At 31.6% G+C, this 13,293-nt stretch carries 11 protein-coding genes; 1 reads left to right on the top strand and 10 read right to left on the bottom strand.

Translation table 11 applies throughout. The features are described 5' to 3' along the window. Window positions 1-40: 40 nt before the first annotated feature. The 10 genes from QTL86_RS21020 to QTL86_RS20975 all read right to left on the bottom strand — a co-directional run bounded on the left by QTL86_RS21020 (window position 41) and on the right by QTL86_RS20975 (window position 11,598). Window positions 41-1,441 carry an FkbM family methyltransferase gene (locus tag QTL86_RS21020; RefSeq protein ID WP_127064659.1) on the bottom strand — a complete coding sequence of 467 codons (1,401 nt, stop codon included), beginning with the start codon at window positions 1,439-1,441 and terminating at the stop codon, window positions 41-43. A 76-nt stretch (window positions 1,442-1,517) separates the two neighbouring features. Further along, a complete protein-coding gene (locus QTL86_RS21015) occupies window positions 1,518-3,989 on the bottom strand; it encodes a glycosyltransferase (protein WP_190283435.1) in 2,472 nt (823 codons plus the stop codon). 12 nt (window positions 3,990-4,001) lie between these two features. Further along, the gene (rfbC, locus tag QTL86_RS21010) at window positions 4,002-4,571 is read right to left on the bottom strand and encodes a dTDP-4-dehydrorhamnose 3,5-epimerase (RefSeq protein ID WP_127064661.1); all 570 of its coding nucleotides are present in this window, start codon (window positions 4,569-4,571) and stop codon (window positions 4,002-4,004) included. Beyond that, window positions 4,558-5,463, bottom strand: coding sequence for a dTDP-4-dehydrorhamnose reductase (gene rfbD, locus QTL86_RS21005; RefSeq protein WP_127064662.1), 906 nt, complete (start codon window positions 5,461-5,463; stop codon window positions 4,558-4,560). Before rfbD ends, rfbC begins: the two co-directional genes overlap by 14 nt. 15 nt (window positions 5,464-5,478) lie before the next feature. After that, window positions 5,479-6,357: a glucose-1-phosphate thymidylyltransferase RfbA gene (rfbA, locus tag QTL86_RS21000; RefSeq protein WP_127064663.1), complete on the bottom strand. Its 879-nt coding sequence runs from the start codon at window positions 6,355-6,357 to the stop codon at window positions 5,479-5,481. Between the two features lie 10 nt (window positions 6,358-6,367). Further along, the gene (locus QTL86_RS20995; protein WP_410495966.1) at window positions 6,368-7,636 is read right to left on the bottom strand and encodes an ABC transporter ATP-binding protein; all 1,269 of its coding nucleotides are present in this window, start codon (window positions 7,634-7,636) and stop codon (window positions 6,368-6,370) included. Between the two features lie 53 nt (window positions 7,637-7,689). Further along, entirely contained in the window at window positions 7,690-8,466 is a 777-nt protein-coding gene (locus tag QTL86_RS20990; protein WP_127064665.1) for an ABC transporter permease, read from the bottom strand. Window positions 8,467-8,471: 5 nt separating this feature from the next. After that, window positions 8,472-9,404, bottom strand: a complete 933-nt coding sequence (locus tag QTL86_RS20985; protein WP_127064666.1) for a GDP-mannose 4,6-dehydratase — start codon at window positions 9,402-9,404, stop codon at window positions 8,472-8,474. 16 nt (window positions 9,405-9,420) lie between these two features. Then, window positions 9,421-10,452, bottom strand: a complete 1,032-nt coding sequence (gene gmd, locus QTL86_RS20980; RefSeq protein WP_410495965.1) for a GDP-mannose 4,6-dehydratase — start codon at window positions 10,450-10,452, stop codon at window positions 9,421-9,423. Window positions 10,453-10,524: 72 nt separating this feature from the next. Beyond that, entirely contained in the window at window positions 10,525-11,598 is a 1,074-nt protein-coding gene (locus tag QTL86_RS20975) for a mannose-1-phosphate guanylyltransferase (protein WP_127064668.1), read from the bottom strand. 236 nt (window positions 11,599-11,834) lie between these two features. Between QTL86_RS20975 and QTL86_RS20970 the strand changes: the two genes are divergently transcribed. Continuing rightward, entirely contained in the window at window positions 11,835-13,232 is a 1,398-nt protein-coding gene (locus tag QTL86_RS20970) for an undecaprenyl-phosphate glucose phosphotransferase (RefSeq protein ID WP_127064669.1), read from the top strand. Window positions 13,233-13,293 lie beyond the last annotated feature (61 nt).

Genomic DNA, 13,293 nt, shown 5'->3' with positions numbered 1-13,293 from the left:
TTACTAACTTCCTCTCCGTTTTGTTTTATTTAAACATAGATTAATTAAATTGTGTTCTATCGACATTATTTGAGAAGGCCGCATCTATAAAAATCGAATTAATTCCTGTAAATGCATATTCATTATACCCTTGTTCTTTGATATACTGTACTATTTGCTGATTCTTAGTAGAATACATCAACTCATTTCCAAATTCTATCATTTCTACAACAATTAATATTGGCCTATACTTAGAGAAATCTATACTTTTTATGATATCCATATCCTCACCTTCAATATCAATATTTAATATTTCTGGTGCTTTTCCTTTATTATACTTTTCAAACAGCGTATTTATAGTAATAGTCTGTACTTTTTCTATTTTTTCAATAGAAAGGTCTGGGTTAACTTTAATAGCATCTAAAGCACCTTGATGACTCATAGTACTCATGGAACTCACATTCATAATATAAAATGGTATTTCTTCTCCATCCCTCGTATCAATGGCAAAGTTTAGTACCGTATCACCCTGTCTTTTCTTCTTTAAATTGTCAATTAATCCTGGATTGGCTTCTACAAGAATTCCTCTGCTACCCTGTTCATAAAACATATAGGTGTTATTTATTTCAATTGGGTCATTAGCTCCTAAATCTACATATGTTATATCTTTAAAATTTAGTCCCAGCATAATTACTACATAAGCTAAAATAGCATCTTCTCCTGATTGAGAATATGTCATCTTTCTAGCTAAATTAAAACTATTTCTCGATTGTGGTAACATATCAATAATAGTTTGATGTTGTTGATACATAGATACTAAATTATTAATATGTTGGAATAACTCATCTATCTTAGATGTATTCATACTTATTTTTTCATCATATCCACTAAATTTGTTTGTTTGTATTTCTAAACCTTCTTGGCACTTATCTTTTACCAGTACTTTTATACTTTCCAAGTTAGAGTTTGACATATACATCGTATTATCTAGAATAGCTTTTATTTCTTCTACACTAGTTTGTAGCATACTATATTTTTTATCCAGTTCATTATTTTCATACTTTAAAATATCTAAATCCATCTGCACACAGCGTTGCTTTTCTCTTATATTTTTTTCTTGAATAGTAATTTGTTCTTCTCTAAGATTTAATGTTTCTTGTTGCTCCTTTAACGCCTTTACAGTATTAAATGTAGCATTATTAAAATGAGTTTGTTGCTCCGGAATTGGCCTTACATACCATCTAATCAATTTTCTAATTATTTTTTTTATATACTTCGTAATTTTGTTTTTAATTCCATCATTATTTAACTGCTCTACTTGTAACGGTTGCTCTCTAAGATTCCACATTGTGTCTAAATGATACTCTATTGAATTTTTATCATACTTTTTAGGAACTGATACTTGCTCAGAAAACATTTCAAAAAGCACTTCTTGTTCTACGCTTTCAAAATTACTGTTCATAATACTCCTTTCCAATCTTTCGTATATAGTGACTTTAATATTTCTATTGTTAAAAACTAAATTCAAGTAATACTCGCTATAATACCTTTAAGTCTATAAGCCTTTGTTTTATTCTTTCTCCTACTACTTCAGGCGAAAACTGACTTCTTATTGTATCTTTCCCTCTAATAGATATGTTTTCATAATATTCCTTATCTTCATATAACTTTTTCATGTATTGTGCTGCATGCTTAGTGTCTGGATCAGCCCATTTCTGATAAGCTTTATATGGACCATAATCTTTATCTAATTGAATTAATTTATAATCTACTACACAAGAATTCTCTGCATTCATAAAATCAACATTTCCCGACCAATTCGTTGCAATAGCAGGTTTACCTAAATACATTGCTTCTGCCATAGATAAGCCGAAACCTTCAGATCTATGCAATGATATAAGTGCATCACATGAATTAATCAATGAATATACTTCATTCTGAGATAATGTTTTTGCCACAATATAAATATTTTTATATGGTTTTATCCATTCCCTTAGTTCTTCAACTTCTTTTTGATTAGCCTCTACATTATTTACTTTTAATACTAGTCCCACATTCATATCATTTACATCAAACGCTTCCAAAAAGGCTTTCACTGTTGCTTTAGGGTTCTTTCTTTCATTTATACTAAATACATCATACATTGTAATAAATAAAAATGGAGATTCAGGTAAATCAAATATACTTCTATCATTTTTTATCTCTTCTAAATTCATATTAATAGACAATGGTACATAATATACTGGCTTTGTTGACTTCTTTGATACAGCATTAAATGTAAATTTAGATGTTACCCAAATCTCATCTAACTCTTCAAATGAGCCTACCCATTCATCAGGAAAATCTGGTAACTCCCAATACCATAACCCTATGTTATATCTGTTTTTCCAATTTTCATTTCCTACATACTGCTTAGTAACAGGAACCATGTCTGCATTATAACACCATAATGTTGCACAACGTGAAAACTTATCAGATAATATATTATCATATGTTATATCATTACATTTATGTGGAATAGGTATATTAGAATTGATTATATTTAAAGGGATACCAACACTTTGCGCAGCATTTATGAAAATTCTAGCCGAATGAGCCGTCCCGAATTCACCTTTTATAAATCCTGTAATATTTAATCCTGGTAAAAGTATTTCATCTTTTGCTTTCAGGTTTGTCACTTTATTACCAATACTAACTTGGGGTAATACTCTTGCTTCTTCCCATTGTTTATACATAAAAGTATTCCTAATACAAGGTGCAAGCATAGTATATATACTATTTTTAATTCTAACCTTAAAAGTGTCTGAAATTGGTAATATATGATAAGTTCCCCTAACAACCCTTTTAATTATTTTTTTAGCTTTAGATTTATCGGATACCTGCTGATTATTTTTGCCTTCTTGAATTTTATTAGTTTCTATCTCATTCTTTTCTGCTTCTTTTTTATACCAACTATAATAGCAGTTTATGTCGTCATTTACCAGAAACGGGTTTGTATACTTGAACTTATCCCATATTTCTATATTATTTCTTAAAACCAGTCTGTGCTGATCTGTAATAACTTCTCCATTAGAAAAATAATTATAAATGAACTTATAATCTTTATCGTTTGTATATTCTTCTTCTGATAAAATATTCTGTTCATGATACCATTGCGCTAAATTTTTTAAACATTTATCTTTTCTCCCCTGAACCGAATACCAGTCATTCATTTCATTTTTAAATCCTTCATGTTTTGCCGTCTCCCAGTAAGAAAAATGGAAAAACTTAAGTTTTTCTCCATTAACAAAATAATCTCCCTGCTCATCTTGTGTGATACTTCTTGTAGGATAGTTCCACCTAGCCACATTATATCCAGGAGATTTCAATATCTTTATATTCTCAAATAACACTGGAAGTAAACTGCACCATTTTTGATCAGCATATAACCCCCTCATAAAATTGTGAGTACTGTAATCATCATAGCAATATTCAACTAATCTATCTCTCCAGTAGCGAGCTATTTCTAGCCCATTTCTGCTATTTTTAACAGCAATAAACCCTAAATTATACAATCCCGCAGTTAATAATGGATGCTCTAGGTTCATAATATCTTCACTTGATGTTGCCGGCTGAGTTATATGCGGAGTTAGAGCTGCATCATATTCATCTAAAATCTCTTCTATTTCGTCTAACTTGTCAAATACTGCAATATCAGGATCAAGATAAATTACCTTTTCTGCTCCTTGTATCTCAAATAAATCTAGTATAGCCTGTCCTTTTACTGCTGTACAAATTTCCCTAATTGTATGTTTAAAAATCCACAAATCTAAATTTTCAACCGGTAATTTTAAATCTTGTATAGTCAAAATTAAATCAAATGGCGTTATACCAGTCTTCCATTGCTCAGGTAACTTATCACATAATACAAGGCATACTTTAGCATTTGGATTATGTGCTTTTATTGTTTTAGCTAAGATTCTAGCCCTCGGAATATATGCACAGTTTACACTAGTATAGTAATATGTCAATTCCATCCCTCCTTACTCTTTTTCTTGATATCTATATAAATATTTTTTTTCGATACTACATAAATAGGGAAGATTTTTATCTTTATCTGATAATATTAATTCCTCTGTTTCCCAATCAATGTTTAATTGCGGATCATTGTACCGTATCCCCAATTCATATTCCGGTAAAAACTCTTCATCCACCTTATACTGAATTTCACTTTGGTCTGTTAAAGATAATATAGCATGTGCTAGACCTTTGGGCATATATAATTGTCTAAAATTATCTCTAGATAATTCTACTTTTTCTACTTTGAGATAAGTTGGAGAATCTATTCTTATATCAACTACCACATCCAATACTTTACCATATGTGCATCTCAATAATTTAGTTTGCGCCTTAGGATATGCCTGGAAATGTATTCCTCTTAATGTATTCTTTTTATAACTAAAAGAATGATTATCTTGTATAAACTTGTCTTTAATCCCTAAATTATATAATTTAGTTTCTGAATAACTCTCAACAAACCACCCTCTTGCATCTTGAAATACCTCCGGTTCAATTATCAACATTCCATCTATGCCTGTATTAATTATCTGCATTTTCACCCTCCTCTATGATAAGCTTAATATATGAACTTAATGCACTCTGCCAATCTCTCATATCATCACCAATAGTATTACGTAACATCATATTATCAAGTACTGAATAATATGGCCTAGGAGCTTTCCCACCATATTCAGTTGTAGTACATCCGTACACTCTGCATTTCATTTTTGAACTCTCAATAATCTGACAAGCAAATTCATACCATGAACAGCTTCCATTATTAGTACAATGAAATACTCCATAGTATTCTGTTAGGGCTAATTTCAGAATATGAAATACCAAATCATTCGCACTTGTCGGACTTCCTATTTGGTCATTAATTACCTTCAATTGTTCTCGCTCACTACCTAACTTCCTAATAGTTTTAACGAAATTCTTTCCATACTTTCCATATAGCCAAGCTGTTCTTACTATAAAAAACTTAGAACAAAATATTTTTATATACTCTTCTGCTAATAATTTAGACTTTCCATATGTATTTACTGGATTACACTTTTCTAGTTCGCAAATCGGGCTATAAAATCCATCATTTCCAAAAACATAATCTGTAGAAATATGGACTAACTTGGCATTAAATGTTTCGGACAAAACCGCTAGATTTTTTGCTCCCAGTGAATTTACTCTAAAGGTATCCTCTACCTTCTCTTCACATATATCAGCTGTTGCAATAGCCGCACAATTAATCACTATATTGGGAGTATGCTTTTGAAAAAATAATTTTACTTTCTCGTAATTTGATATATCTAACTCTTGCTTATTAGCACTAATCACTTCACAGTTTTTATATTCTTCTGGTATTGTTCCTAATTCACATTCACCTTTTTGTATTGCAGTGACAATCTCTTTTCCTAATTGTCCATCCGCTCCTGTTATTAGAACCTTCATTTATAACCTCCACGTTTAAAAATTATCAGCTACACTTTGAAGATATTGACCATATTCTGTGCTCTTTAGCCTACTAGCGAGCTTTATTAATTGGTTCTTATCAATAAATCCTTGTCTATATGCTATCTCTTCCAGACACGCCACATATAGGCCTTGCCTACTTTGTATTGCCTCAACGAAGTTCGAAGCTGCCAACATTGATCTATGAGTTCCTGTATCAAGCCATGCTAATCCTCTTCCCAGTAATTCAACATTTAGCTTTTCAGCTTTTAGATACGTCTTATTAATATCAGTTATTTCTATTTCTCCTCTTAAAGATGGAGTAATATTTTTTGCTATTTTAATTACTTCATTATCATAAAAATAAAGACCCGGAACTGCGTAGTGTGATTTAGGTTTATTAGGCTTTTCTTCTAATGAAATAACTCTATTATATTCATCAAACTCCACTACACCAAATTCTTGTGGGTTATTAACATAACACCCAAATATTTTTGCGCCACCTTCATTTATAATATCAGATTTTGCTTTTAATAGAATCTTAGTAAAGCCATATCCAAAAAATAAATTATCTCCTAATACTAAACAAACACTATCATCACCTATAAATTGTTCACCTATTATAAAAGCCTCTGCTAGTCCTCTTGGCTCTTCTTGTACAGCATATTCTATGTTTAAACCCAATTCTTGACCATCATTAAATAACGCCTTAAAAACCTCAATATCCCTAGGTGTAGAAATAATAAGTATTTCCTTAATGCCTGCAAGCATTAGAGTAGATACTGGATAATAAATCATAGGCTTATCATAAATAGGTAATATTTGCTTTGATACTGCAAGTGTACATGGATATAATCTTGTGCCTGCTCCTCCTGCTAAAATAATTCCTTTCATTTTTTTCTCCTTATAATTTATTTTTATTTCCTAAATCCAGGCTAACCTCTTGATTATCGATTTTAAATTTATGTGGCATCCTATATATACCTATATCAGGTATCTCGGAATACATTTTAAAATGGGCTATATCAAAATAATGATCATAACTTGTTTTTTCATCTATAGAGTCTACAGCAATACCAATTGCATATTCACCTGAAAGTAATTGTAACTTTTCAATCTCAATTTCTATTACTCCTTGTTGTTTTAAAGGGATTTTTTTAAACCCCTCCCTTGCTGTATTAGTCCCGTAAATATGTGCTTCTCCTAACTTACTAATTTCAAATCCTATATTCGGAAATAATTTATCATATCCGTCTCTGCACTTATATGTAGCTACTAATGTCATCTTTTCTCCTGTGCAAAACGTTCTTTTGTCTTCTCCATCTTTGTTTAATAATTTTATGCTTGTAAAGACAAGTTCTCCAGTTCCATGGTGTACCCCTAGATGCTTTATCTGCTCTTCCGCTAAAAGGCTCTCATTTTTCTCATCATCCTCTTTATTCTCATAGGCATCTTTATTTATTTCATTAGCAAAACGTGTTTCTGCCATAAATTCTAAATATTTTCTTTCAACTTTTCTTGATTCTCCCTGCGTTACAATAGAGCCATGGTCAAACCAAATGGCATAATCGCATAGCTTATCTATTGTAGCCATATCATGTGTAACCAGTATTATAGTAACTCCTGACATTTTTAAGTCATAAATCTTGGCCGCACATTTTGCTTGAAAATTCATGTCCCCTACACCTAGTATCTCATCTACTAATAATATCTCCGCATCAACATGTATCGCTACTGAGAATGCTAGTCTAGCATACATTCCCGATGAGTATGTTCGCACAGGATTGTCTATAAACTCTCCAAGCTCAGAAAATTCTATTATTTGTGGTAACCTTTTTTCTACCTCTTCTTTATTTAAACCAAATATAGTGGCATTTGTATATATGTTTTCCCTACCAGTTAACTCAGGATGAAAACCTGCACCTAGCTCAATTAAACTAGATACCTTTCCTTTTATAGTAACTTCACCTTCATTAGGAAACATTGTACGATTAATAATCTTTAGCATCGTACTCTTACCACATCCATTTTGTCCTATAAAACCTACTGTACTTCCTTTCTTTACATCAAACGATACATTCCTTAAGGCATAAAACTCTTTATAATTCCTTTTTTTCTTTTTTACAATTTTTTCTTTCATTGTCTCTGGCCTATCTGAATATATTCTAAACATTTTAGAAACATTTTTTATACTTATAATATTATCCATATCTCTTTATCACCCACCTACAAAATCTCAGCAAATCCTTTCTGCAATTTAGAAAACACAGTATAACCTAATCCAAAAATAACAAATGACATTATTAAAGAATAAGAAATTTGTTGAATGTCAAGCCCATTTCCATAATATAAAACTTCTCTATATGCAGTAATAAAACCTGTCATTGGATTTAATTTCAATATTGTTCCAAAAGACTCTGGCATCATATTAATATCATATATAACTGGAGTCATAAAATATATTGCTAAAACTAATATTCCTATAATGTGCTCCACATCTCTAAAATACACATTTAGGCTTGAAATCAGCATACTAAATCCTAAACACATTATCATTTGAAATATAAATAAAAAGGGTAACCATAATATGTTCCATGTAATAGGTATTTTAAATAAAATTAACATTGGAAATACTATTAAATAACTATAGAACATATTAATTAACCCACTTATTGTAAATGAAATAGGGATAACCTCTCTAGGAAAGTATATTTTTGTTACAAGATTGCTATTGCCTATTATTATGCTAGCACTACCCTGAAGACACGATGTAAAATAACTCCATGGAATTAAAGCTACAAATAGAAACATTGAGTAGTTATCTTGAGAAAATTTCATTATCTGTGGAAAAATTATCGAATATACTATTAATTGCAATAATGGATTGACAAATGTCCATAAAAATCCTAAAAAAGAACCTTTATATCTTGTATTTAAATCTTTTTTTACAAAGCTTTTTATCATTTCTTTGTAAGCAATAATTTCTTTTAACCTTTTTAACATACGTATTACTCTCCCTTTGTTCTCCAGTATTCCAATATAGATTCTAATGTATCATCTATAGAATTTATTGGTTTCCAACCTACATGTTCCCTAATCTTGGAATTATCACACTGTATTATCGGTATATCTATAGGGCGTAATTTATTTTCATCAATCTCTACCCTTATAGGAGATGTTGATTTTTTTATTAACTCATCTAGTATATACTTTATTTTAATCGGTTTGCCAGAACCAATATTATAAACTTCACCTATATGCCCTTGGTTTATAAGCAAATGGTATCCACGTACAATATCTCGTACATCTGTAAAATCTCTATAAGCTTCTAAGTTACCTACTCTAATAATAGGATCGGCACCTCTTTCAATCTCTGCGACTTTACTTGCAAAATCTGCAACCACGAAATTTTTTCCTTGCCTTGGCCCTATATGATTAAAGGCCCTTACCATAACAATCTTCATTCCATATGACTTAACATACAGGCTAGCAATTTGCTCTTGTGTCATCTTACTAATACCATAAGGGCTAACAGGCTTTAAAGTCTTTTCTTCTTTAATAGGACATTCTTCTGCTTTAATAAACCCATATTGATCACTAGAACCAATCACCAATACTTTAGTATCTATGCAATGTTTTCTTATAGCTTCTAATAAATGTATCGTCCCATTAACATTAATATTCATAGTTAATACGGGCTTATCCCAAGATAGCCCTACTGCACTTTGTCCTGCTAAGTGATAAATCACATCAGGTCTAATTTCTTGTATAACATTTATTACGTTTTGTTCATCCAATAGATTCATCTTATAAACCTGTATGGCCTCGTTTTTATATTTAGGTAAAATAGTGGTTCCAAAAACCTCATCACCTTGTTCTAAAAGATGGTTTGTAAGGTAGTACCCTACGAAACCATCTACTCCAGTTATAAGTGCTCTCATCTTTTTCTCCTAGCTCTTATAGGTTATTATATTTAATTTCTTTAGCTACAAGTTCCACATCATTTTTAACCATTCTTTCTACAAGCTCGGCAAATGATATTTTTCTTTCCCAGCCTAATGCCTTTTCTGCTTTAGTTGCATCACCAAGTAGGATTTCCACTTCAGCTGGTCTAAAGAATACTGGATTAATCTTAACGATTGTTTTACCAGTTGCTTTATCAATACCAATCTCTTCTACACCTTCTCCTTGCCATTCTACATCGATGTCTACAGTTTTAAAAGCAATTTCTACGAATTCACGTACTGTTCGTGTTTCATTGGTCGCAATAACATAATCATCGGCCTTATCTTGTTGAAGCATGAGCCACATAGCTTCTACATAGTCTTTTGAGTGGCCCCAGTCACGCTTTGCATCCATGTTTCCAAGCTCTAAGTGATCTTGAATACCATGTTTGATACGTGCTACTGCATCAGTAATCTTACGTGTAACGAATTCTTTCCCACGTCTTTCTGATTCATGATTAAATAATATACCTGAACAAGCATATAAGTCATAGCTTTCTCTATAGTTTTTAGTAATCCAGTGACCATATAGTTTAGCAACACCATATGGACTTCTTGGATAAAATGGTGTTGTTTCTTTTTGAGGGGTTTCTTGAACAAGGCCAAACATTTCACTTGTAGAAGCTTGATAGAATCTTGCTTCTGGTTTTACAGTTCTAATTGCCTCAAGCATGTTTGTTACACCTACACCATCGATTTCTGCTGTTGCAATTGGTTGTTCCCATGAAGTTGCAACAAAAGATTGTGCTGCTAAGTTATATACTTCATCAGCTTGTGAAATTCTCATTGCATTAATAAGAGAGATAGCATCTGTCATATCTGCATAAATAAATTTAATTTTATCTTTAATATGTTCCACATTGCCATAGTCCACAACACTCTTTCTTCTCATGATGCCATATACTTCATAGCCTTTTTCTAATAATAACTCTGCTAAATATGATCCATCTTGTCCATTGATTCCTGTAATTAATGCTTTTTTCATTTTTGATACCTCTTTCACCTTTATTTATTTCCTAGGAAACATCTTATCCTTTTGTTTATGTATGTACTAACCCTATAGGTATTCGTTGCGATTACAAATTTTTAAGTTTTCAATGACCTTCTTCACATCTTGAGTGCTATCTTTAGCACAAATAAGCATAGCATCCTCTGTATCTACAATAATGAGATTTTCTACCCCAATAGTTGCAATTAGCTTGTCTGAACCTTGTACGATGGCATTTTTAGTATTAATGCTAATAACATTACCACTTACTACATTGCCATCCTCATTGCTTCTATTAAAACGTTCTAAAGCTAACCAACTGCCTACATCATCCCAACCAAAGCCTCCTGGTATTGTATAAATATCCTTCGCTTTTTCCATAATACCGTAATCTATTGATTCTGACTTAAAATTAATGAATTCTTGTGTTAATATCTCTTCTTCTTGATTAGTCCCAATGGTTTCTTCTATTTTAATTAAACCTTTATACATATCAGGCAAACATTTCTCAAATTGCATCAAAATAGTAGACGCTTTCCATACAAACATTCCACTATTCCATAGATATTTGCCTGAATCTAAGTACTCCTTAGCTAACTGTAAGTTTGGTTTTTCCACAAAACGTTCTACCTTATAAACGTTACTGGCTCCCTCTTTTTCTTCACCAAAATTAATATAACCATATCCTGTTTCTGGATAGTTAGGTGTAATTCCTATAGTTACCATATTCTGACCTTCGGTTGCTACTTGAATGGCATCTCTTAAAGTATTAATAAAAATACCATTAAATTTAATTAAATGATCTGAAGGAAGTACTAGCATAATGGCATCTTTATATTTTTTTCTAATATATGTAGCTGCTAAACCTACACAGGGTGCTGTATTTCTAGCAGCAGGCTCTAGCAGTATATTTTCTTGTGGTAGCCCTGTAAGTTGTTCTTTCACTAAACTTGCATAATCCTTATTGGTCACTACAAAGACATCCTCAATAGCTACTAACGGTTTGATGCGTTCTATGGTATGTTGAATCATAGTCTTACCATCATCAGTTAAACTTAAAAATTGTTTTGGCATTGTACGTCTGCTTTTAGGCCAAAAGCGTTCACCCTTCCCTCCAGCCATAATTACTGCTACAACTTTCATCTTCTACCTCCTAGTAAGTCGTACTTATTATTAATAATACTATTTTCCACTTTTATTAACATTATGTACATATTCTCATAATATAGTATACCATCTAAATCTGCATTATTCTATAACATTCTAGTTACAATTCCTTTATAATATAAGGTTTTTAGACATTTCCTTTATATTTTATGCTATAATATAGTGATATTTTTTGAGTTTCTATCATATATTATTGTTTATAGGAGGAAATCATGATTCGAGAAAATCAAAAGTATTTTAACGGTCTACAAATCTTTTTGGATTTAGTTGTTTTAATACTTTCTTATATTATAGCTTATGAAATAAGATTCGAACTATTAAAGGACGGTATTCCTACTTTTACACTATTACAATCTCTAGGCACCATTTGTTTAAGCATCCCTATTTATTTGATTTTGTATAGTTGGTTCGACCTTTATAGTTCCAAGCGCACAAAATCTTTTTCTAGTGAGGCCTTAGTTATTATTTGCACTAATATTGTTGCTAACCTATTATTTATAGTTGCTCTGTACCTTTTTAAAGAAATGCATTTTTCTAGAAAAACACTTTTATTTTTTGTCATCATTAACTGTACTTTAACCATCTCATATCGTGGTTTTATACGTTTTATCCTTAGAAAATATCGTAAAAAGGGCTATAATTTGAAGCATTGTTTAATTATTGGAACCTCTTCAATGAGTAATCATCTTATTGAAAAGGTACAAACTCACCCCGCTTGGGGGTATAATATTGTAGGATGTATTCGTTCTGATGGAAGAAAAAGCAATGCTTTCTGTGGCTATCGCATACTTGGTAATATAGAAGAATTACCGGATATTTTTCAGCAATTTTACATTGATATTGCTATGATTGCTCTGGAAGAAAGTAAAACGCCTCAATTAGGTTATATTTTACGATGCTGCGAGAAAGCTGGAATAAAAACACACATTATTCCTTACTATTACAGATATATTCCGGCAAAACCTTACATAGATGATTTAGATGGTCTTCCCATCATTGATACAAGACATATTCCTCTAGATAATTTATTCAAAGCCTTTTTAAAACGCAGCTTCGACATCCTCTTTTCCATCGTAGCTCTCACTATTACTAGCCCTCTTTTTTTATTTAGTGCACTTATGATTAAGTTTTCTTCTAAGGGGCCTATTTTCTTTAAGCAAGAGCGGGTTGGTATCAATCGTCAAAGTTTTTATATGTATAAATTCCGTTCTATGCGTGTTCAAACCGATGATGACGAACAAGACAAATGGACTACTAAGGATGACCCTCGAAAAACCTGGTGGGGCAATATTATGAGAAAAACAAGTATAGATGAGCTTCCTCAATTCTATAATGTCCTAAAGGGTGATATGTCTGTAGTAGGCCCCAGACCGGAAAGACCTTATTTTGTTGAGAAATTTAAAGAAGAAATACCTCGTTATATGATTAAGCATCAGGTACGTCCCGGTATCACAGGATGGGCACAAGTAAATGGGCTTAGAGGAGATACCTCTATCGAAGAACGTATTGAACATGATTTATATTACATTGAAAATTGGGACTTTATGTTAGACCTCAAAATTATTTTAATGACTATTTTTAAAGGGTTTATTAATAAAAATGCTTATTAAGCAGAGATCACTTGCTATAAATGACAATAAAGGGGATGAGTACAATCTACTTTAACAGATT

The sequence above is a fragment of the Cellulosilyticum sp. ST5 genome, assembly GCF_046529625.1.
Classification (GTDB): Bacteria; Bacillota; Clostridia; order Lachnospirales; family Cellulosilyticaceae; genus Cellulosilyticum; species Cellulosilyticum lentocellum.
This window is presented reverse-complemented; position numbering and strand designations above follow the sequence as displayed.

What these genes read in the sequence shown, in the direction of transcription:
- QTL86_RS21020 (WP_127064659.1), bottom strand. Translation starts at nt 1,441, where the DNA reads ATGAACAGTAATTTTGAAAGCGTAGAACAAGAAGTGCTTTTTGAAATG.
- rfbC (WP_127064661.1), bottom strand. Translation starts at nt 4,571, where the DNA reads ATGCAGATAATTAATACAGGCATAGATGGAATGTTGATAATTGAACCG.
- rfbD (WP_127064662.1), bottom strand. Translation starts at nt 5,463, where the DNA reads ATGAAGGTTCTAATAACAGGAGCGGATGGACAATTAGGAAAAGAGATT.
- rfbA (WP_127064663.1), bottom strand. Translation starts at nt 6,357, where the DNA reads ATGAAAGGAATTATTTTAGCAGGAGGAGCAGGCACAAGATTATATCCA.
- QTL86_RS20995 (WP_410495966.1), bottom strand. Translation starts at nt 7,636, where the DNA reads ATGTTTAGAATATATTCAGATAGGCCAGAGACAATGAAAGAAAAAATT.
- QTL86_RS20990 (WP_127064665.1), bottom strand. Translation starts at nt 8,466, where the DNA reads ATGTTAAAAAGGTTAAAAGAAATTATTGCTTACAAAGAAATGATAAAA.
- QTL86_RS20985 (WP_127064666.1), bottom strand. Translation starts at nt 9,404, where the DNA reads ATGAGAGCACTTATAACTGGAGTAGATGGTTTCGTAGGGTACTACCTT.
- gmd (WP_410495965.1), bottom strand. Translation starts at nt 10,452, where the DNA reads ATGAAAAAAGCATTAATTACAGGAATCAATGGACAAGATGGATCATAT.
- QTL86_RS20975 (WP_127064668.1), bottom strand. Translation starts at nt 11,598, where the DNA reads ATGAAAGTTGTAGCAGTAATTATGGCTGGAGGGAAGGGTGAACGCTTT.
- QTL86_RS20970 (WP_127064669.1), top strand. Translation starts at nt 11,835, where the DNA reads ATGATTCGAGAAAATCAAAAGTATTTTAACGGTCTACAAATCTTTTTG.